General features: G+C 41.6%; 19 protein-coding genes. 4 read left to right on the top strand and 15 right to left on the bottom strand.

All coding sequences use genetic code 11. The annotated features are described in order from the left end of the window. Positions 1 to 45: 45 nt before the first annotated feature. Entirely contained in the window at positions 46 to 645 is a 600-nt protein-coding gene (locus tag FE392_RS06220) for an Ail/Lom family outer membrane beta-barrel protein (RefSeq protein WP_319929425.1), read from the bottom strand. A gap of 502 nt (positions 646 to 1,147) precedes the next feature. Here FE392_RS06220 and FE392_RS06215 point away from each other — a divergent pair. Then, positions 1,148 to 2,422, top strand: coding sequence for a bifunctional O-acetylhomoserine aminocarboxypropyltransferase/cysteine synthase (locus FE392_RS06215; RefSeq protein WP_319929355.1), 1,275 nt, complete (start codon positions 1,148 to 1,150; stop codon positions 2,420 to 2,422). A gap of 123 nt (positions 2,423 to 2,545) precedes the next feature. On the opposite strand, the gene FE392_RS06210 is transcribed toward FE392_RS06215, so the two are convergent. The 8 genes from FE392_RS06210 to FE392_RS06175 all read right to left on the bottom strand — a co-directional run bounded on the left by FE392_RS06210 (position 2,546) and on the right by FE392_RS06175 (position 11,323). Continuing rightward, positions 2,546 to 3,946, bottom strand: coding sequence for an RtcB family protein (locus FE392_RS06210; protein WP_319929354.1), 1,401 nt, complete (start codon positions 3,944 to 3,946; stop codon positions 2,546 to 2,548). 433 nt (positions 3,947 to 4,379) lie between these two features. Beyond that, positions 4,380 to 4,967, bottom strand: coding sequence for a Fic/DOC family protein (locus FE392_RS06205; protein ID WP_319929353.1), 588 nt, complete (start codon positions 4,965 to 4,967; stop codon positions 4,380 to 4,382). Between the two features lie 17 nt (positions 4,968 to 4,984). Further along, positions 4,985 to 5,467, bottom strand: a complete 483-nt coding sequence (locus FE392_RS06200) for a YhfG family protein (protein ID WP_319929352.1) — start codon at positions 5,465 to 5,467, stop codon at positions 4,985 to 4,987. A gap of 583 nt (positions 5,468 to 6,050) precedes the next feature. After that, complete coding sequence (locus FE392_RS06195; RefSeq protein WP_319929351.1) at positions 6,051 to 7,328, bottom strand: F390 synthetase-related protein; 1,278 nt, start codon at positions 7,326 to 7,328, stop codon at positions 6,051 to 6,053. Further along, positions 7,325 to 8,131, bottom strand: coding sequence for an MBL fold metallo-hydrolase (locus FE392_RS06190; RefSeq protein ID WP_319929350.1), 807 nt, complete (start codon positions 8,129 to 8,131; stop codon positions 7,325 to 7,327). The genes FE392_RS06195 and FE392_RS06190 overlap by 4 nt, the downstream gene beginning before the upstream one ends. Continuing rightward, the gene (locus FE392_RS06185; protein ID WP_319929349.1) at positions 8,124 to 9,143 is read right to left on the bottom strand and encodes an NAD-dependent epimerase/dehydratase family protein; all 1,020 of its coding nucleotides are present in this window, start codon (positions 9,141 to 9,143) and stop codon (positions 8,124 to 8,126) included. The genes FE392_RS06190 and FE392_RS06185 overlap by 8 nt, the downstream gene beginning before the upstream one ends. Continuing rightward, positions 9,140 to 10,138, bottom strand: coding sequence for a 3-oxoacyl-[acyl-carrier-protein] synthase III C-terminal domain-containing protein (locus FE392_RS06180; protein ID WP_319929348.1), 999 nt, complete (start codon positions 10,136 to 10,138; stop codon positions 9,140 to 9,142). Before FE392_RS06180 ends, FE392_RS06185 begins: the two co-directional genes overlap by 4 nt. Before the next feature lie 549 nt (positions 10,139 to 10,687). Continuing rightward, positions 10,688 to 11,323, bottom strand: coding sequence for a phosphatase PAP2 family protein (locus FE392_RS06175; RefSeq protein ID WP_319929347.1), 636 nt, complete (start codon positions 11,321 to 11,323; stop codon positions 10,688 to 10,690). A 553-nt stretch (positions 11,324 to 11,876) separates the two neighbouring features. Here FE392_RS06175 and FE392_RS06170 point away from each other — a divergent pair. Further along, a complete protein-coding gene (locus FE392_RS06170) occupies positions 11,877 to 13,322 on the top strand; it encodes a putative periplasmic lipoprotein (protein WP_319929346.1) in 1,446 nt (481 codons plus the stop codon). A 27-nt stretch (positions 13,323 to 13,349) separates the two neighbouring features. Then, positions 13,350 to 14,189, top strand: a complete 840-nt coding sequence (locus FE392_RS06165; protein ID WP_319929345.1) for a hypothetical protein — start codon at positions 13,350 to 13,352, stop codon at positions 14,187 to 14,189. 44 nt (positions 14,190 to 14,233) lie between these two features. Here the strand turns inward: FE392_RS06165 and potD are convergent, their stop codons facing one another. Further along, positions 14,234 to 15,289 carry a spermidine/putrescine ABC transporter substrate-binding protein PotD gene (gene potD / locus FE392_RS06160; RefSeq protein WP_319929424.1) on the bottom strand — a complete coding sequence of 352 codons (1,056 nt, stop codon included), beginning with the start codon at positions 15,287 to 15,289 and terminating at the stop codon, positions 14,234 to 14,236. 218 nt (positions 15,290 to 15,507) lie between these two features. On the opposite strand from potD, the gene FE392_RS06155 reads away from it, so the two are divergent. After that, positions 15,508 to 15,666 (top strand): hypothetical protein, encoded by a 159-nt coding sequence (locus tag FE392_RS06155; protein WP_319929344.1) that lies wholly within the window; start codon positions 15,508 to 15,510, stop codon positions 15,664 to 15,666. Positions 15,667 to 15,729: 63 nt separating this feature from the next. Here the strand turns inward: FE392_RS06155 and potC are convergent, their stop codons facing one another. From potC to FE392_RS06130, 5 genes are all read right to left on the bottom strand, one after another. Further along, complete coding sequence (gene potC / locus FE392_RS06150; protein WP_319929343.1) at positions 15,730 to 16,509, bottom strand: spermidine/putrescine ABC transporter permease PotC; 780 nt, start codon at positions 16,507 to 16,509, stop codon at positions 15,730 to 15,732. Beyond that, positions 16,506 to 17,366 carry a spermidine/putrescine ABC transporter permease PotB gene (gene potB, locus FE392_RS06145; protein WP_319929342.1) on the bottom strand — a complete coding sequence of 287 codons (861 nt, stop codon included), beginning with the start codon at positions 17,364 to 17,366 and terminating at the stop codon, positions 16,506 to 16,508. Before potB ends, potC begins: the two co-directional genes overlap by 4 nt. Beyond that, positions 17,350 to 18,465, bottom strand: a complete 1,116-nt coding sequence (gene potA, locus FE392_RS06140; protein WP_092508036.1) for a spermidine/putrescine ABC transporter ATP-binding protein PotA — start codon at positions 18,463 to 18,465, stop codon at positions 17,350 to 17,352. The genes potB and potA overlap by 17 nt, the downstream gene beginning before the upstream one ends. Positions 18,466 to 19,258: 793 nt before the next feature. Further along, positions 19,259 to 20,581, bottom strand: coding sequence for a hypothetical protein (locus FE392_RS06135; protein WP_319929341.1), 1,323 nt, complete (start codon positions 20,579 to 20,581; stop codon positions 19,259 to 19,261). A gap of 623 nt (positions 20,582 to 21,204) precedes the next feature. Then, complete coding sequence (locus FE392_RS06130) at positions 21,205 to 21,705, bottom strand: DUF2165 family protein (RefSeq protein ID WP_319929340.1); 501 nt, start codon at positions 21,703 to 21,705, stop codon at positions 21,205 to 21,207. Positions 21,706 to 21,976 lie beyond the last annotated feature (271 nt).

Raw genomic sequence — 21,976 nt, 5'->3', positions numbered from 1 at the left:
CATCAGAATCGTCATTTTATAAATAGTCACTTAAAAAACCATTAATTAAAAACGATAGCCTAACCCAATATTGAAGCCATTGATGCTATGGCTGCCATTGTCAACTAATTTTGCTGATGAACCTTCATAGCCAGCATATACACTCAGGTTCGGCATTGGGTTCACTTCTACGCCAGCACCGTAAGCAAAATCGGTTGATTTTTTATCTACCTTCACGTGACGAGATTTTATTGGGCCGTGTTTATTTGTAAACATGTCCTTAATATCTGCATCTATTTTTGTATGGGCAAACCCTATTAGACCATATATGCTGACATAATCATTAATGCGGTAAGCAGGGCCAGCCATCAATGAATAATATTTCCCATCAAGGTGCCCTCTGGCGGAATAATATGCCCCTTCGATCGCCTCATATTTACGCTTGCCACTGTGGTTCTCACTGCCTTTCATATACGTAAATGAACCAATGATGCTGACAGGGGAGTCCCATTCATAGCGATAATGGAGATTCACACCGCGAATATTTTTAAAGTTTTGCACTTTACTTTGAGCATATCCAACGGCAACAGTATGAGAATCTGCATAAGCGAGAGAGACATACATAAAACCTGATACAACCAATGTTGCCAGAAACGCTTTTTTCATCACCATCAGCAGTTACCTTTTGAGTTTATAAACCATTTTAAATATTAAAAACTTAGCCAAGGAATTTGGGTAAAACAAAACAACCTCGATTAATATTAGTTTATTTATTCAGTTGCCAACCATTACATATAGATATATTTCATTTTAAAAACCAAATAATGCGCCGTTTAAATCAGGTATCAAATTGATATCTATTAACATTTATTTTTGATATTGCCCTATCTCATTGCCATTTTGTAAATTAGCCAATAATTCGCCTTGTTTAACAAGCTAACAATAAAGCAGAGTATGATGTGTTTTCACTGATGCTTTCATAATGAAATCGCTTTATTGGGACTCTCCATATCAAAACAGCTTCGTTCACCGGCAAGCAATAAAGAACCACTATCTCAATAGAATCAAACGCATCACGGTATTTTCGCCGTCAGTATTTTTGCAGGCCGTATTTTGAGTTTCAGTCTCAAATGTAAGTATCTCGTCACTAAACTAATAGGAAATGACAATGAAATTAGAAACTTTGTCCATCCATGCTGGTTATTCACCCGATCCGACAACAAAATCCGTTGCAGTTCCGATTTACCAGACCACATCTTACGCTTTTGATGATACCCAACATGGTGCCGATCTATTTGATTTAAAAGTTGCAGGCAACATTTACACCCGCATCATGAATCCGACAAATGATGTATTGGAAAAACGCGTAGCCGCTCTGGAAGGGGGAATTGGTGCGCTGGCCGTTGCATCTGGCATGGCAGCAATTACCTATGCCATTCAGACCATCGCAACCGTGGGGGACAACATTGTCGCTGTCGCAAAATTGTATGGTGGGACGTATAACCTGATGGCGCACTCTTTTCCCAATATGGGGATAGAAACCCGTTTCGTTGATCATAACGATATGGCAGCCATTGAAGCGCTGATTGATGGGAAAACCAAGGCACTGTTTTGCGAATCCATCACAAACCCTGCCGGGCATATTATCGATATTCAAGGGATGGCTGATGTTGCACATCGTCATGGCATCCCCCTCATTGTCGATAATACTGTTGCCACCCCTTATCTATGCCGCCCGTTTGAACATGGCGCAGATATTATTATTCATTCCCTGACCAAATATATTGGTGGGCACGGCACTTCCATTGGTGGGATGGTCGTCGATTCCGGCCGATTCCCTTGGGCGGAGCATCAGGATCGCTTTGCCATTCTGAGCACCCCGGATGCGTCGTATCATGGGATAATCTATACCGAACACTTTGGTAATGCGGCCTTTATTGCCCGCTGCCGTGTCGGGCCACTGCGCAGCACGGGAGCCGCCCTGTCTCCATTCAATACCTTCCTGATTTTGCAGGGGCTTGAAACATTGGCTCTTCGTATGGAACGCCATACTGAAAATGCCCTGAAAATTGCCCAATATCTGGAGCAACATCCGCAGGTAGCCTGGGTTAAATATGCAGGATTGCCCACCCACCCAGAATATGATTTAGCTGTCCGTTATATGAACGGAAAACCCGCCTCCATCCTCTCGTTCGGCATCAAGGGTGGTGAAGAGGCAGCAACCCGTTTTATTGATTCCCTGCAATTGGTTGTACGTCTGGTGAATATTGGTGATGCCAAATCACTGGCTTGCCATCCGGCATCGACCACCCATCGGCAATTAAATGAAAAAGAAATGCTCAAGGCAGGTATATCGCGGGATCTTATTCGCCTATCCATCGGGATTGAACACAGTGACGACATTATTGCCGATCTAGCCCAAGCATTAGACGCAGCAAAATAATGCCAAGAAAGAAATAACGCGGAGGCAGAGGAATCGCGCGGATAGTTTGTTCCTGCCCGCTGCCCCGTAAAAAAATAAGGGCTGACTAAAAGCCAGCCCCCTATATCAAGCCCTAAATCAGTATCAAGCCTTAAACGTGATCCACGGCCTGACTCTCGCTACAGATTGAATTAATCCCGCTTGTTCTTGTATCTCAATCACTGGCGTAATGGGTTTATAGGCTGCTGGGGCCTCTTCACGCAAGCGCTCACTTTTCAACGTAATACACTGCCAAGGCAAGTGACCATGTTGTTGGATGTTCGGCAACTTACCGCGCATTTCCTGACGCCGGACTGAGCGCCCTGCACCGTGAGAACATGACCACAGCCAATCGGGATGACCTTTTCCCAATACCAAATAGGAATAATCCCCCATTGAACCGGGAATAAGTGCCAGCTCCCCTGCTCGCGCTGGTGTGGCTCCCTTGCGATGAAGATTCATTCCCTGCTCAGGAAAAATAATATTGTGTGAAAGATCCACAATCAATTGGCTTTTGTCCTGTGTAAATACCTGCTGCCACGCGGAACGAACCAACTCCGTCAATACAATGCGATTCGCCCACGCATAACGCGCCGCCACCCCCATCGCCAGAAAATATTCCTGAGCATGTTCTGCGGTCAAACCAAACAGCCCCGAGGCCGGATATTTTTCTGTCGCAGGCCATAGCATCTTGGCTTTATCTGCCCAACGTTTGCCGACGTAAAAACCCACATCACGTGAACCGGTATGGATCATCATTAATACGTCGCCTTCACGCAAACCTGCTGCATAAGCGGCATGCCTGTCCAAAATAGTATCGACAATTTGCAACTCAACAAAGTGATTGCCTGAACCCACCGTGCCCAAACTGGCCGGGCGAATAATTTCCCGCTTTTCAAAAAAGGCATCAGGGGCGTATCGGCTATGTGCCTTGACGGCCTGCGTGCTCAACACCGCATTTAACTCGCCAGACATTCGTTTGAAATCGGCTTGTTGCCAAATTCCCCGACATGGCAATTCCTGTAACCAAGCCTCCAGGCCGTCATCAAACAAGGCATGAAATGAAGCCGGTGTCACCGGCACATCGCGTTGATCCAACAACAATTTATTTTTCAATTGCCGGATCAGTTCTGCTTTTTCTGTACTTGCTTCTTCATAATTCAGCCCCGTTTTGAGCAGACGCATGCCACAATTGATATCTGTACCAATTGCAGCGGGGATCACTAAATCCTCGGTGGTTGCCACAATACTGCCAACCGGAGCGGTTGTTCCCGGGTGAAAATCCGGCGTTGCCCGAGCCTTGCAAACCTTGGCGGCACTGCCCGGCACATGCACTGAAGCCAGATCGAGCAATTGCTGTACCGCTTTTTCTTCCAATGGCAACGATTCGGGCAGCAATACTTCTGCTGTAACTTGATTTCTATTGAGACGATAAACGTTGTTTTCGTAATGAGTTTCGATTCCCTGACGGGATAGACGTTTTTGTAATCGCTTAAATGTAGACATGTTAGCTACCTAGAAAAACAAAAATTCGCTTCTTCCGTTTTGAAGGGGAAGAAGTGTTGTTTTTCCTGCAGCAGCACAAATTCAGGAAGGTTTTAGAGGCGGCATTTTAACCACAATGGTGGAGGGTTGTAAATGAACAATCTACTTATTCGTATTAGCCATCACTCATTCTAACATTGTTGCTGAACTGGGCGGAATTTAACTGGCAGTCTACTTTGTGTCAGAATTAGGCGTTCATAGAGCAGGGTTGCACTAAGAGGCTAATCCAACTAGGAGGGCATACGAAAAGTTTGGGAATAACTCACCAGCATAAAAGAAGAATAAAGTATCATACCAACATGGCAGCATCTGCATAAATACGCCGCTATTTTTTCTATTGGGTGCAATAATGAGGCATTTATATCATTTCTTGTAAAAATGCATTAAGTTGACATTAATAAGCAACGGCTCGTTTGAATAACTCGGTCATCATGTCATAATTCATACCGACTCCACGTCTGTTGGCACAGAGCCATTCATCGCGTTCAATTTCACTCCACTCAATAGTGTAATCATTATAGTTTGCAATAAAATCGAATAGTATTCTTTGGGTTCGACCATTACCCTCCCTGAAAGGATGTAGCATATTGAATTCACAATAGTGCTCGGCTAATTTTTCACAAAATGGTTCCCACATCAAACCCGATAGCCACTGATCTTTTTCTAATGCAGAAAACAATCTCTTTGCTTCTGACTCTAGAAAAGACGCATTACAGAAACGGGTTTCTTCCTTTATTATGTCACAACGCCTCAGCTCTCCTGCCCACTCATAGATATCGCCAAACAAAGTTTGATGTATTTCTTTCATAGTTTGTAGGCTATAAGGTGGATCTCGAAAATTAATTTGTTCAGAAGCTTTTGCTGTTAACTCAGATTCTAACCCTTCAAGAATTGTAATATCTTGAATATTGAATAAATTTATTAATACATTAGTACCCTTATAACAATAAGGATCTCCATAGGTGGTTAAATACTTGTCCATGTATCCTCGCCATAAAATTAATTAATATTTTTTAGATACTTAGCTATTATTTCTTCTTTAGATAAGTTTGATATATTTGCCGGTATGGAAATTCCTTCCAACTTAGAAGATGCAGAAAAATTACGGGCTTTGTTCTGTTCAAAGCGCTCCCTAGCCCCAATGAGTTGTGGCTGTAAAAAACTTTTCAATGCCAAAAATTTCTCTTCAAGCGTTTTCCATGAGTGAGCTTTAATAGGGTAATTTAACTTTTTCGCAAGAAAGACTTTTAGCTCAGAAAAAGAATGTTGTTCCCGTAAACTATCCCATGAATCAAGTTCTCTTACATTGCCCTCTAACTCTGCCAACACTGATCGCAACTTACCCCAGCTTTCAATTTTCAGGGAAATACCCAAAAATTTTTTTATTTGGCTAACAGCAATTTTTAGCGAAACATTGCGTATTACAGAGTTATCCTCACGATAGAACCATATTCGCAGTTCGTTTAGCTGTAATATATGCACAAATTCCCCTTATGTTTAGTATCATCATTCATAGCCAATTTAGCGCTCATATCCGGAACGAAGAGTATCCATTTTAGTACGGCCATGAGGTTTGGAATAATCGCCATCTATAACTTCAACTTCTAACCCATTTACACAAGGTTTAATTCGGTTCTCTATCCACTCTGTTATTGAGCTATTTCCAGCAGCTTTCCTTTCATAATCGTAGTCATCAACCAGCGTCCCTCTTGGAGCCCTGATTATTATTATAACCTCCTATTTTTCCTGAACTTTAGCTTCAAACTCTGCGATTGATATTTTTCCCATCATTGCCTCTTACATTGCTTTTTTAATCTATTAAACATCTATAATTCTGCACTAAGTCAAAATTAATTCAATGTTAATTACTGGTTAATTATTGGGTTTCAACCTATAAAATGACACAAACATATAAGGCTTAAACATACGTCTTCTTACTTGAATCAAACAGTAACGCTAGCTTTTTAATACAAACGCTGGATAAAAGTATCCCCATAAGAGGAGTAAAACGGTGCAAATCCCCAGAAATGGTCGCTTGCACCGCTTTAAACCGCGTATTTTCAGGCTATTCCTTCTTTCTGATAATCCGGCGGCGTTTATTGAATAAATCCGGCAATATCTCCTGCGATACACAGTTCCAATCAATTTTATCGGTATCAACCCCCTGCTTAGCGAAATAGTCTGACAACGCCAACTGGCATTGCTGGAGGATTTCGATGGGGCAAGTTCCTTCTAATTTTAGCGACAATTCTGTCTGCGTAAGGCGATAATCACTCGTCAGCGGCAATGTATTGGCAATAATCCGTGAACAAGGGTCAGCGAAAATACTGACGTTTTTCCCGTCATAGGCAGGCAGAATCAATTGGTCATCATTTCGCCCTTCGATCCGCTCTATCGCCAATGCAGGATTACCGCAACCACAGGGGGTTTTCTTCGCAATTAAAATATCATCAAGCTGGTAACGCACGATTGGCTGGGTTTCCCGGGTAAAGTCGGTAATGATCGGATTAAAGCGCAATTCATCAATCCATTTCTGCTCAATATGCAGGAATTCTTCATTTAGATGTAATGTGCCATGAGAACAACTGCACGCTAAAAAGCCTTCGGTTGCCTGATAGATTTCCCCCACTTCCTTGAATACCGTCTCCAGCAATTGGCGATCTTGCGGCTCCAATACCTCTGCCACAGAGATAACTTTCGCCGGCGACAATGACACTTCACCTTGCTGGATCTTCAATGCCAGCGCCCGCAGGACTTGAGCCGGAGCCACGATTATTGTTGCATCGTACTCTGCCAGTGCTTGTACCTGACGATTAAAATCAGCGAATAAATCGAAAAAGCGGAAAGATATCCAGCGGTTCTGAATGCTGTCATAAAGATTATTGCCCGCCCGCAAAAACAGCGCGACTCGCTCGCCGTGAAAGAGACCGTTTGGCAGCACTTTAGCCAGCATGGTGCCAGCCCAAATGCTCCGTTCTTTAGAACTGGCGACAAAAAGCCCGCGCTGCCCTGATGTCCCCGATGACATACCAACGCTGAATTGCCCCACCATGGGCTTGAAATCACGCGATTGTTCACTCAGTCTGGCACATTCAAGCAGTTCCTCACGTTTAAGCCCTGCGGTATTCATCCGGTCAAAATTTTCCATCATGATAGCTTTGTTCATGAGTGGAAATTCCGCCAGCGGTAAGTCACCATAGGCAGAAAAATACGGGCTTTTCGCCAAAATTTTCTGCCTGAACTTCGCCAATTCTCTCGTTTGATGCTGCTCAAGCTGCTGTCGGTCAAAAAATTTCCATCGTCTTTTAGCCCGCCAATAGTACCAAAGCGTTTTCAATATCATTCCAAATCTCCCTCATGACATAGCTGGATCGGAACCTGCTTTTGGTCAATTTGGTGCAGCTTGTTCAATGTTTCGTAATAAGCACGGCTGTCATCCATAATGATATTCGCCAATTTTGCCGGCCCACGCAGTTCGCGGTAATTAGTGGGAGACCAAGCCGCATCTCCCGCCAATAATACCCAGCCTTGTTCCGTCAATACGCAAAGGCCGAGATGCCCTGCGGCATGACCGGGCAATGGAACAATCAGCATCTGCCCCTGACTATCAGGCACCGCATAACCCTCTCCCAATACCGCCAGCTCTTCTGGCAAGGAAGTCGTCTCAAAGCCTTCATAAAAACAAGCTCTGGATTCGAAATCTTCCGGGATTAATCCCCGCACAAATGCATTTTTCAGTGCTGAAAAACCCTGCAAGTTACGGGTTTTCTGCCAGCCATCCCCCGAACAGATAAATTTGCTCTGCGGGAAATCACGCAATCCAGCAATATGATCACCGTGGAAATGAGAAATGATAATGCCCTCAATATCACGCGCCTGGATGCCTTCCTCTTTCAGTTGCATTACCAGTGAATCCTTGGTTTCAAAATACACAGGCGTTACGGTACGATATAACTGAATAATCCCACTGCGGGTATGATCGTAAAAATGGCTGGCATATCCGGTATCAAGCAGCCATCGCCTGTCATTGCACTCCAGCAACCAAGCGCGGGCTGGAAATTTACATACGCGAAAACTGGCACCCTTCAGTGCCATACAGCCAGGATGTGTACAATATCCCACTTCAAAAACACGCATCTTAACCATGTGAATTCGCCTGCTTATCTACCTGTTTTAACCAGTTGGCTGTCAGATGAATGCCTTCCTCTATGGTATAAATCGGTGAATAACCCAGTTCTTCCTTCGCTTTTGAATTATCCAGAGTCATAGAGTAATAGGCAGCCCCGATACTATAGCGGGTCAGCAATGGCTCTTTCTTGGTTATCATGGAGATACCTTCCAATACGGCAGCAATGCCAAACAGCAATGGATAAGGCAGTGACTTTATTCGATAACCAAAATTCATCTCGTCAAATAACAGCCCCAATGTCTGCGCCAATGGCTGTGGCTGCTGGTTAGTGATGTTGTATATCTCCCCGCTTTGCAGCCCTTCACGATGAGTTGCCAATGACATGGCATGAACGACATTCATGACATAAGTGATATCCAAAACATTCTTTCCGCCCGCAGGTAAAGCCATGACGCCGTTACTGGCCTTCACCTGTGCCAACAAACGCGGCAACAATACGCGATCATGCGGGCCGAACAGCCCACGAGGGCGCAAGATAATATAGGTTGTTTCAGGATAACGCGGCACCGTCTGGCGGATGCATTCCTCTGCCAGAAACTTCGTTCGGGCATAATCATTGGCGAAATTCTGACTGCGCTGATTTTCGGTAATCTGCTGTTGGTGCGAAAAATCAAAATACACGGCGGGTGTAGATATATGCACAAACCGCTTGATACCACATATTCCCGCCGCCTGCGCCAACATGTACGTCGCAGTCAAATTGATGCATTCAAACTCATCAGGATCGCCCCACGGTGATGATTTAGCCGCACAATGCCAGACTGCATCGCAATCTGACATCAGCTCAACCGCGTCATCCACCGTCAGCGTTGCCAATTCAGCACAGCGGAATTCTGCGCCCAATTGCGTCAATGCCTCTCCCACCCGCTCGTCACGCCCTGTTGCCACAACCGTTTCCCCGTTCGATAACAGGTAATCCACGGCATTGCGCCCCAACCCGCTTGTTGCTCCAGTGACAAGAATTTTCATGGTTTCAAAATCATCTCACTCAACGAAAGCCCGGCAGCAGTACCAAGTAACATCACATAATCACGGCCATAATAGCGATCTGCCATAATTGCTTCGTGCAGTGCACTTGGAATTGAAGCTGCAACCTGATTACCGCGATGACGGTAAATGTTCATGAATTGCTCATCGCTGATATTCAGCCGTTTGCGGATATGTTCCAAGCCTAAGTGGCTGGCTTGGTGAGGTATGACTGTATCTATTTCGGGCATAGTCAGATTGGCGCTTGAAAGTACACGAGCCGTAAAATCTTCAATGAGTGAAGCGGTCAGCTTGAATAGTGGCTTGCCTTGCATCTGGAACAGGAAATCGCTGTCGTCCATTCCTGTGCGAAGATTCTTGCGGGTTCCTCCGCAACGGACTTCACACAGCTCAAGACCTTCTGGATACGTTTCATGTTTGTGAGTCACGATCCCGCTCTGGCCATCCCCCCTTTCAACAATCATACAGGCCGCGCCATCACCAAAAATCAATGCCGATTCTGGCTGCTCCCAATCAAGGCCACGAGAAGGCATTTCTGCCGCCACAATGGCAATGCGCTTATATTGCTTGGTTGCCAGCAATCCGCCAGCGACATTCAAGGCGGAGACAAAACTGACGCAACTTGAATTAATATCAAAGCAAGCCGTTCCTGCTTTTAATTGGCTCTCTTTTAAAACATGTGCAGCGGAATAAGGTAAAGTCTGAATGGGTATTGCCGAAGCAAAAATAAGAAGATCAATAGAACCCGGAGAAATTTGATGATTTTGTAAAGCTGCATGCAATGCTTCTGCTGCTAATTTAGCCTGAGACATTTCATAATCAGCATGATAACGATATTCAATTCCTGAACGTTTTTGGACAAAGCCATCTGGTTTATTTAACTTAATATCTAAATCGGATGAATATACTTTACGGTCTGGCAAAGCAGAACCAGAAGCAATGATCTTTAATGGGATCAATTCGTTTGGGTTTTTCATTGTGTTATCACTTCCGAATGTTAATTTTATGTTTGAATTTATTATCAGAATATAAGGTGAGTTCTGAATATAGGATCAAGAGTAAATGAGTATTTATCAGATAGTCGATTAAACAGGAAGTTTATATTTATGATACATCACATTAGAAAAATGAAACACCTTCCACAGCCATATGAAAAACTTACATTTTTATTTTCACACTCTCTCTGTGTCATAAATTTTTTTTAATAAAATAAAAGCGCCATGAGATTTAATTATGGCGCTTGTTGAATTTATGTGAAATAAAAATTAATGTTTATTAACAAGTTAATTAATATTATTTATTCACTTGAAATAGTTTTTTTGAGATTTTATTTCCAAAGTAAATCAATTGGATGCCATTGTTAAATAAAACATTATTCAATCATTAATCCAATATTTGGAGTCAATAATTTCATTAAATGACATAAAATCACCGTTCATTAAAAATATATCCATCACAAATAGAGTCGCTAAAACTATCCCTTTAAATAAAACGATGGCATCCAAAATAATAAATACAGAGATTTTTCAACTGCAATAAGCGCGAATAGCAATAATTCGTAAAATTATTAAGTACAAAATACTGATGGCAATCGCGGTTAATATTCCAGCAACGAGGTCTATCAATAAATGTCGCCGCAATTGAATAATCGAAAAACCGATTAACACGCCCCACGTTACCCACAATAACCGCCAAAATTTTTGCTTCCTCTGCCACAGCGCATATACAGATAACACCGTCAGTGACGCATGCAGTGAAGGCAAACAGTTTTGAGGTGAATCTATTGCGATCAGATACCTGAGCACATGGTCAGATATCCTCTCTCCGGTAACCGATGGGTAGTCCAGCGTGGTGGGATATAACAAATAAACCACTCCAGACAGCAGTGCACAACCCTGCATCACAAACATCAGCCAACGGACGCGAAATAAAGGACAAAACAGATAAGCCAACGGTATCAATAAAAAGAAAGAGAGGTAGAGCCAAACACCACTGGAAGAAAATATAATCCACTCATCAATGAAAGAAGGTGGCAATATCTTTGCCTGACTATAACCATGCATCTGGTAATTTGCGGTAAGTTTATAAATTATCCCAACCGTTCCCCATCCCAATAAACAGCACAATAGACGATATCCCAATCGCTCAATATGCCAGTTCATTCTGACCTCCTATTCTGAACAAGTAGCAACACGTACAGGCAATCATTCCCTTATCGGGAATTAGAGTAGGCTATTCTTTAACAGATAATCGGGAGAACAGAAAGAGAATAATTTTTAATCATCACTAACTAAATTTGATTATCATTAATCAAGCAAGTTACATGCCTACAATCAAAGAGCTACAGACTGCAATTGCGGACATAACTATATGGCAAGAGGAAGATCAGTGTTCACCGTAAATGCCGCAAATGTAAACATTTTAACTACCTATAAAAACAATGTGTTACACACTCCATTTAACAGAAGAAGGGGTATTATTTTTCTTGCAGAAACATAAATTCAGGAAAGTTTAGCGGCGCTATTTCATCGATAAAAACTAACATTTAAAAAATGATTATTCCGAGAAAACAATATAGTTTATTATATTTGGATAAATAGTCCTGGCTCGTGAAAGTTTTACGTCATACCAACTAATTCCTTTTATTTTTCAAATTCCAGCTTTATTTGTAATAAATAAAACAGATGAAATAGCGCATTAACATAGGTAAAAATAATGAAAAAAATACTTTTATTTTCTCTATTAGCCATGATTTTATCTGGCTGTGGTGCACCTGAGGAAGGATATTACATCGTCGACAAAGTTGATGTCTCAATTCATGAAAAAGATGATCCTCCTCATGTCACAGAAATAAAACAAGCCATTAGCGATAAAATTAGCGACTTTAAAGATGACATTTACTTTTATCTCACCCCGACAGAAATTTCTCACTTCATCAGCATCACTCCTGAAAAAGTCGATATAAAAGAAAATAAAATAAAATTTGGCGGTAATACATTTCATCTTAAGAAAACCTTTTCAGGTGCTGAATTGAGTACTGATACCGAGGGTCACTGTGGTTTTTATAAGTGTCAACTCACCCTAAATTTAAAGCAGGTCAATCCAGATAACCCGAAATTGATTGATATTCAAAATCGATTTAAGGCCATTGATATTAAGATGAAAAAATTCTATGATTCACAGGAAAAAAAGCTTAATGAATTAGGCTTCAACGATTTCCCCGGTGAATTGATTTATGAAGATAAATTAAGCATCAAGCTCCCACCTGCCGAGCTTGCCTCTTTCGAGAAAGTTATTTCTGGTATTTATTACCGTAATATAGGCGAGTTATATATTGATAGAAAAAATGAAAATAGCAACATCTATCACTTTAAAAATGAAACAACCCAACTTTACAGTGATTTGTTTATTATTAAGGCACCAAAAGATAAATTTGATTACTCTTCCTGGTTAAAAATACAAGATAAAGTTTTGTACAATGATGAACACGGTGCTGTTTATTACAATATGTACGGAAATCTAGAAGCTTTTTATTATCAATATGATGATGAGTCTCAACAATATTTCATTGGTCTCGCTAACGCCCCTAACCTAGGCACCATCAGAGATGCATATGTGATGTTGCGCACCATGAATCCTCAATATCAAGGTGAGTTATCCAATATGCAGGACATGTCACTATCGCAATCAGAGTTTGAAGCGAAGTATCGCTTAAAAATTGCTGACTATTTTGATAAGGACAAAATTCTTAAATCTCTTATCACGGAAATGAATCTAGATGCCCCTCAGCCAGGAGCCAAAAAGAGAGCCAGTTTTAATGCGATAAGAGTGAAATTCCCCTCTAACACTTTAGGTGCAAAAATCTATTATTACTTCCATAAAAAAACCATGGGCGACATTATTGCTGAATTCAAGCGTAAAAACCCGCAAGGCAAATGGATTAATAAGCATGTTTTTGTTTACAGTATTTCCCCATCCGATGCGAGTGGCTACAGTTATTTTATTGATCACAACGGCCTGATTTATGAAATTTTTGTCAGTACTGATATTTACGGTGACGTCGCCAGAATGACGTTTCACTATGTATTGCAACAACTCGATCCGGCTAAACTGACAGTGCCTCCACCAGCCGAAAAAACTCATGAAAAAAATAAAAAGTGAAGTGATAAATACAGGAAAAGACATCTAATGAATGCCAATATATATCAAATAATAGTATTAGCAGCATATGGCAATGCTTATCTGTCAGAAAATTACTGTGCTCACAATTTTTCTGACCATTCAGCATTTAAATATTGCAAATTCGTTAAATTTGTTGATCTTGTAAAATCTGATAATAAATATTCCGAAATAAATTTCGCCGAAACGCCTATTTCTTGGTTTGAGCAGTTAAAATCAAGCGGTGTCATGCAACTACGTGTTTATCATGTCCCTATCAATAACAATGGAAAAAAGGCTGATCGCAAATCTGCAATATTCATTGGTGGTGATGGTCGTTGGCTGTTAGAGGCTGTTAAAGAAACTCATTCAGATTTCTGGGAATCTCGGTTAGAAGTAGGAAATACGCCAGAAGATAATCTGTTGCGCTTTACCTATGGCCGCATACACAAAAATGAATATAATCCAGAACGGCATTATCCCAACTTACCGGGCATAAACGATATCAAACAGAAGCTTGATAGCCAGTTAAAAAAAGTCAGTGAATTTGCCTACAAAAATGGTCATGCTAATTTTGGCAGTTGGTTTGATCGCGGGATAAAAGCATTATCCGAAAAACCTGATCGCAATATTAATGGCGGTGAAATATTTCCTGAAAATTATGCTCCCGAAGAATGCAGTCAACTGATGCATGCGTGTTTGGAAGCATGGGTTTTCGGTGGAATGGGAACATGGAATGATATTTCCTTTGATGATAAAACCACGCAATTGAAATATGAGTTACTCTCAGACAAGCTATTCGAACTGATTAAAATATCATTGCTTATTGCATCAAACCCTTGGCCAAGACCAGCAGTTACAAAAGAATAAAAAGGGGAGCAAGTGCTCCCCCAATAACTCAACTGAACGTTAGATCACTGGCCTGCTTTTAGTTTCTGGAAATACTCTTCATACAGAATATTGGCATTGCCCACATCATTCTGCCATTCCCCTTTCTCAATAATCGCATTATCGGGATACAGGGATTTATCTTCCGTCATTGCTTTTGGCAGCAGTTTCTTCGCCGCCAGATTGGGTGTCGGATAACCTATCTTCTCAGACACTTGTGCCGCAATCTCCGGACGCAACAGGAAGTTAATCAACTTCATCGCACCTTCGACATTTTTGGCATTGGCAGGGATAGCCAGGCTGTCCATCCAGAAAATACCGCCCTCTTTCGGCCAGACAATCTCAACCGGCGTGCCTGACTGGCGAGCGACATAAGCAGAACCCGGCCACATCATGCCCACATCCACTTCACCTTCCATAAATGGATTCGCGGGGTTATCTGAGTTAAATGCCAGTATATTTGGCATCAACTTTTGTAACTCTTTATAGGCTGCCTCAATCTCTTTCGGATTGGTGGTGTTGCCGGAATACCCCAATTTCAGCAACGCCATTTGGAAGACTTCACGAGCATCATCCGTCAACACTAAACTATTTTTATACTCAGGCTTCCAAAAATCAGCCCAGGAAGTAATGGATTTCGGATCAACATTATCGCTGTTAACACCAATTGCCGTTGCTCCCCACATATAAGGAATGGAGTAATCGTTATTCGGGTCAAAAGATTTGTTCAGCAATTTAGGATCAAGATTATGGAAATTGCTCAGTTTGCTTTTGTCGATTTTTTGCAACATCCCTTCTTTACTCATTTTTGAGATAAAGTAAGTGGATGGAACCACTAAATCATAAGCGCCGTCTTTATAAGTTTTCAGCTTGGTGTACATGCTCTCATTGGATTCATAGGTGGAATAAATCACCTTAATCCCAGTTTCTTTAGTGAACTGGTTGAGCAAACCAGGCGGAACATATTCAGTCCAGTTGTAGAAATACAGCGTCTTGCCATCATCTGCGGCAGCGGCATTCACCGAACCAATGCTTAATAATGCCATCATCCCAGCGGCTAACAGACAGAACCACTTTTTCATGTTGTTTTTCATGCAGTGTTTCCCCTCGCAGTTGGTGCGTAAGTATCACATAGGTTCAGTGAACCTACCCTCGAAAAAGCGGCTATTATAAGAGCCGTATTTTGTAGGGTAAAGCCACTTGTTATGGGATAAGCTGATGAGTAAGACAATTCATCTATTTTAATTACAAAATTCCATAACAATACATGAAAAATAGACAAATAGAGGGCAATAGCTTCATGAATGAACACACTATCGCACACGGCCTCAAACAATCAACTATGGCTATAGCTAGTGAAGAACAACCTGAAATATTACAAAAAAGAGATATGGATGCTGAATTTTCTGAAATTATCGACCTGTTTGATGCATCAAACAGAGAGCTAACAGATAAATAATGAAGTACGTTGCTACAAAGTCAGAAAAAGCGTAGCCAACCCGTGACTACGCTTAAACTGGCATCAAGACTTACCCGTGCGATCCCGCATCACAAATTGGCTAATCAAGACCAAAATCAATGACATAAGCAGGAGAATCGCTGCCAATGCGTTCACTTCCGGCGAAACCCCGACTTTTACCATTGAATAGATTTTCAGTGGCAGGATTTCATAGCTCGGCCCTGTCACAAACGAGGAAACAACCACGTCGTCCATCGACAGGGTAAAGCTCAATAACCAACCCGCCATAACAGCTGGCATCGCCAGAGGCAGGATGATTTTACGCAGGATAGTTAACTCACTGGCACCCAAGTCACGGGCCGCTTCCAACATTTTGACGTCAAAGTCTTTCAGACGGGAGTAAACCGTCACGACCACAAACGGCAGGCAAAATGTGATGTGCGAGAACAGCAGTGACCAGAATCCAAGCGAAACACCGAGCAGCATAAACAGCACCAGCAATGAAATCGCCATCACGATATCCGGTGACATCATGACCACAAACAACATGCCGCCCACGAATTTTTTGCCACGGAACGAATAGCGGTACAGGGCAACAGCGGTCAGGGAGCCAATCAGTGTCGCAAACGTGGCGGAAGCTACCGCCATCGTCAGAGAGTGCCCGGCTGCTTGCAGCAAGCTGTCATTGGAAAACAGCAGACTGTACCATTCAGTGGTAAAACCCTGCCAGCTAATGCCAAAACGCGACTGGTTAAACGAACTGACCAGCAGGATAATAATCGGGATATACAGGTAAGCATAAACGATGGTCATAAAGCCACCGCGCAACAGGCGTCCGATCATTCCAGTTCCACCTTCTTGTTCAGCAGCTTAGCCGCACGATAATAGACGAACAGCATCAAGCCCATCACCAGCGTCAGGCAGATGCTGGTTGCAGCCCCAAACGGCCAGTCGCGGATATTGAGGAACTGGCTCTTGATCACGTTCCCGATCAACAGGTTTTTCGCTCCGCCCATCAAGTCAGCCACATAAAACAGCCCCATTGCAGGCAGTAAGACCAACAGACAACCGGCAATAATGCCCGGCATCGTCAATGGAATGATAATGCGGATGAACGTCTGCAATTTGCCTGCGCCTAAATCCCGTGCTGCTTCCAGACAGGGTTTATCCAGCTTCTCGATACTGGAATAGAGCGGCATTACCATAAATGGCAGCAGGATATAAACCAATCCCAGCACAACCGCTTCAGGGGTGTACATAATGCGCAATGGTTTATCGATAATCCCTATCCACAGCAGAAAATCATTCAGATAGCCGCGGGTACTGAGGAACATCTTCAAACCATAAATACGGATTAGCGAGTTTGTCCAGAACGGCACGATCAGCAGGAATAGCATGAGCGGGCGCAGTTTCTTCGGCATACGCGCCAGAAAGAAAGCGAACGGATAGCCAATCACCAGACAGCACAGCGTCGCTACAATCGCCATATTCAGCGAATGCAGCAACACTTCGGCATACAGCGGATCGAATAATCGGGTGTAGTTATCCAGCGAAAAGACCATCTGTACCAGATTGGCATCATCACGGGTCAGGAAGCTGGTTCCGATAATCATCAAGTTCGGCAGAAAAACGAACAGCATCAGCCAAGATACCATGCCCGTAATGACGATATTCTGGAATAGTTTACGCGTCTTCTTCATCGACCAGCACAACCTCCCAGCTTTCTACCCAAGTAACGGCGATCTTCTGGTTCAGGGAATGGTCAACATCGGGATCATCTTCATTGAAGAATTCACTGACCATCACCATTTTGCCATTTTCCATTTCGACCACAGAATCCAGTGTCATGCCTTTATAGTTACGTTCACGAACATAACCAATTAATCCGGATAACTGCTCACCATTATTGATTTCTTCAACGCGCAGGTCTTCCGGGCGCAACAACACTTTCAGTGTCTGCCCGGCAGTCACTGGCAACGCAGTGAAAATATCGCATTCATGGCCTTCAACATTGGCGCGTATCCGCTGCTCATCAATGCGATGCAATACATTAGCATCAAAGATATTGATTTCGCCGATAAAGCGAGCAACGAACAGGTTTTTCGGCTCTTCATAAATCTCACGCGGAGAACCATCCTGCTCAATACGACCGTCACGCATTACTACGATCCGGTCTGACATGACCAACGCTTCTTCCTGATCATGGGTCACGAAGATAAAAGTAATGCCGAGCTTGCGCTGAAGTGCCTTCAGTTCATTTTGCATCTGCTTGCGCAACTTGTAATCGAGCGCCGACAGCGATTCATCCAGCAACAGAACTTTCGGTTTATTCACAACCGCGCGGGCAATCGCCACACGTTGCTGCTGACCACCGGAAAGCTGTGCGGGTTTGCGCTGGGCAAACTCTTCAAGCTGCACCATGCGCAATGCTTCCTCAACACGCGGAGCAATCTCTTTTTCCGGTGTTTTTTGCATGCGAAGCCCGAAAGCGACGTTTTCAAATACGGTCATATGGGGGAACAGGGCATAACTCTGGAAAACCGTATTTACATGACGGTGTTCGGCAGGAATATCAGTAATATCCTGTCCTTCCAGTAAAATTTGGCCGCTGTCCGCATCTTCCAGCCCGGCAATCAGACGGAGTACTGTGGTTTTGCCACAACCGGATGGCCCAAGAATGGTCAGGAACTCGCCATCATTGATTGTCAGATCGAGCTGTGAAATAACTTGTTTGCCGTCGAAGCCTTTGCTCAAGGCTTTCAATTCCACAAGTGGAGTCAGAGAGGTATTCTCAGTCATTTATGCTATCATCTATCCCTTGGAATAATGCAGATAGAACCGCCACGGGAAAAGACTGTGTCAGCCAGCAGGAGGCATCATATCTCCGCTGAAGCTCAAAGCCAGTGGCGCCGGTTGAAATTACGAAGCGCGCATAATAAACGCAGTAAGCCCAAATTGAAAGCTGAAACACTGACAATATGTCATTTTTTATTATCATTTCATGGACGATAACATTAAGACACTATTTTTAAGCCAGTTCTCCCTGTTTGAACACCATTTCTTGATGATTATTTTTCACACAAACCCAACCCTTTGTTTTTAAAAATAATTTAAAAGCAAAAAAATGGCCCATCGCCATTTATGCTTTACCAATCCATTCGTCCGCCAATCCCGATATTTTGGATTGTTGTTATTGATATTATTATGGGTATTGTTATGAATGTTGATATGGGTAATGTTATGACGTTCTGACTCCCTTCGAGACGCCTTTTATTTTTAAGAATAAATGACTTTTTTCATATTGAATCCCATTATTTATATTATTTTTTATTGTTTTAATAACTAAATTTATTAGTTTTTGTTTTAAGCATTCACCGCTACATTTATAAATAAAATAAAAAACAGAAAATTATAAAAATAACGCCAGTATGTTATTTCTGGCGTTATTTCATAGATATTGATGTAATCTTAGAACATAAAACACAATAGCGATAATGATTTATTTTCCCAATACGTCATTATTTGTGAACTGATCCCCTTATCGCGTATTATCACCTGCCAGCTGAACTAGCTAGCCTTCAAGTAAACAATCTCATTGGATGATGATAGGTTGATACGTATTTTGCAGGCCCGGAAGATTGAAATTATCGCGCCCTGTAAAGTGGAATCTAACATAGTTTTTCTTGGCATCCGCCTCTGGTTCCCCTGAATCTTCTGAACCCGTCTCATTGGTAACGATGAATCCCTGAAGCTCCAACATGAAGGTATTATTTTCCTTCCAGCATGCCTGACCAAAATCTGCATATGCTGTTTTGCCGGAGAAGTCCCATGATAATTTTTTACCTGTCCTATCAATGATGACATGCCGCATAAATTCATCCGAATGAATCTGACATACACCGCCTGTATCCAAAGAAAATAGTGTCAGTGATACATCATGAGGAGGAACTAAACCTGCTTCGGGTTTCCCATTCTGTGCAAGAACAAGTTCTTTAAATGTTGCCGAACCAACAACGGGCAGCAGAACATGCTTCGCCTGTGCCGGCTTGTTATATACAGGCACATAATCACATTGAGCCGGATGTTTTCCATCAACATATGTCTTATTCAAACAAACGACAATTGCTTTATTTTTATCTCCGTCCTTTTTAACAGGGGCTATATTTTCCAATGTTTCAGGAAATTCTTTATCATTGTCCGTGTCAACAAGCCCTGTATCATTAGTGTTAATTAATACAAGGTACCTGTTGCCTGAAGGAGGGCTGTATATACCCGTTGTCACTGCGTATATTTTATATTTCGAGATATTATTATAGATTTCACATTCTTTCGCTTTATTCCTTCCATACAAAACATCTGTATTGACTTCAAAGTATCTGACATCTTTGCCGCTGACTTTTTTGTAACCTGATGCGATTTGTTTCTTCTTGCCATTATCGAGTTTTGCATAAACCATCAGAGTCGCAAAAACCGTGGCAGCATAATTATAATCAGGATAGTATTGAGTCCCGCTTATGCTGGCAGTAACTTTCGTTCTATCATGTTCATAATGGAATGCCGGCCAACTGTGATAACTTGACGGTGTATCTTTATTGTCTGGGATCTCTATACTATTTCCATTTTTGTGGGCAGCCTTTTGTTCTTGTTTTAAAAGCTCAATCTCCTTGAACCATTCAGGATCGCTCGCTTTTGTAATGCCATGTAAGCGCAATAAGGCAATATAACCCCGTTCATGTTCAGGTATGGTCAAATCAATAGCACGAGGTTTATTATTTCCTTTCTTGACAAGTAAAAACTTTTCTAAATCCTCCTGTTCTTGTATCGATAAATCTTCAATTCCAATATTCGCATAACAATACGATGCCATTGCGAGTAATAGAAAAGAAGATGCTATAAAACGTTTAATTATAGACATAGATTCTTCCTTATATAATAATTAGTTAAAGATATCAGCCTAAAACCCCTGACTTCATTTCAATTAATTTAATGACAGAAAACAAATACGATTCCCATAAAAAAACCATTGCATTTAACATTCATTTTTAAATGAAACCATCACAGAAACAAGGTTAATTTAAAATAACAGCGTGAAACATTTAAAATAGAAAAATATTTGTTAACTAACTTGCGCATATAAATAAATCAATTTATATGAATCTTAATTAAAACAAAATTTAAACAATGTGTACAGAATGTTTGCCGTTATTTTTGAATGGCCTTACTCGGAGTTACTACTCAGCCAAAGCGAATATAATCTAATAATCAGGATATTATCCTTTCAATAATTCCCTACTCTATTTTATTTAAATCTTTAGACGAGTATTACAATCCCAGAGCAATAGATTATTCTCCATGCATAACAGGTTATCAATGTCGCCCATTTATTGTAAGCGGTAACAGCATGTTGGAAAATAAGCTCACCAACAAGCAGTCAAAATTTAGGGGATTATTTCCGTGGGCAAGATACCAACATCTGGTAAAGAGCTTGGTGAGCACATGCAACTCACCAAGCTCCTGATTCCATTGAAATACACTCAATTAACCCACAGGAAAATTAATAAGCACAGCGCTTAAAATCCCTAAAATAATCAATGTAAAATGGGCAATCATTAAATCACTTTGTTTAATGTAGTAAGCAAACCAAAGCCCTGTAAGACTTAACGTGAAACTCATGCCAATAAACATGGCAATGCCGTAGTTTGCCCACAGTAAAAACTTATCTTGGGGGATGTTCTCCACCATGATTGCCTCGAAAAAATAATAGACGGCAATGAACAACAATAATGATGCGATTATATTAAATGCAATCAATGCAACAGTGCCAAGCCAATGGAACCATTCATTGGAAACCCGTCGGCTTAATAGTTTTGTTGGAATAATCGGTTTTTCCTCAAGCGGAATCATATTCATCGTGCGTCCAACTGTTCTTTTGGCACCAACAAAATCTTTTAGTAACCCCCACGATTCCAGAAAAGTCCAAATAGCCAGTCCCAGCACCACAACTAATTTAATTAAGTTAATACCACTTAGAGTTACCATGTTTCCCTCCTTTCTTTGCTATTTGTTGCATAAACAAATAGCCTTTAATTTTTTATTAGATTAGGCATATTATGCGATATATAAAAATACTACTAATACATGACATTCATCACAAAAAATTGATTTAATGTTAAAGGTGGTGTTTTCAAGATAATGCTACGTGTATATAGATGAGAAATAATTCCATATTGTTTCAATCACCAGATTGATAATAAAAACCCTCACACAATTAGAAATAATTAAGATCACTATCACCATTTAAGAAAATAAT

Source organism: Xenorhabdus santafensis (genome assembly GCF_033949405.1).
Lineage (GTDB): Bacteria > Pseudomonadota > Gammaproteobacteria > Enterobacterales > Enterobacteriaceae > Xenorhabdus > Xenorhabdus santafensis.
This window is presented reverse-complemented; position numbering and strand designations above follow the sequence as displayed.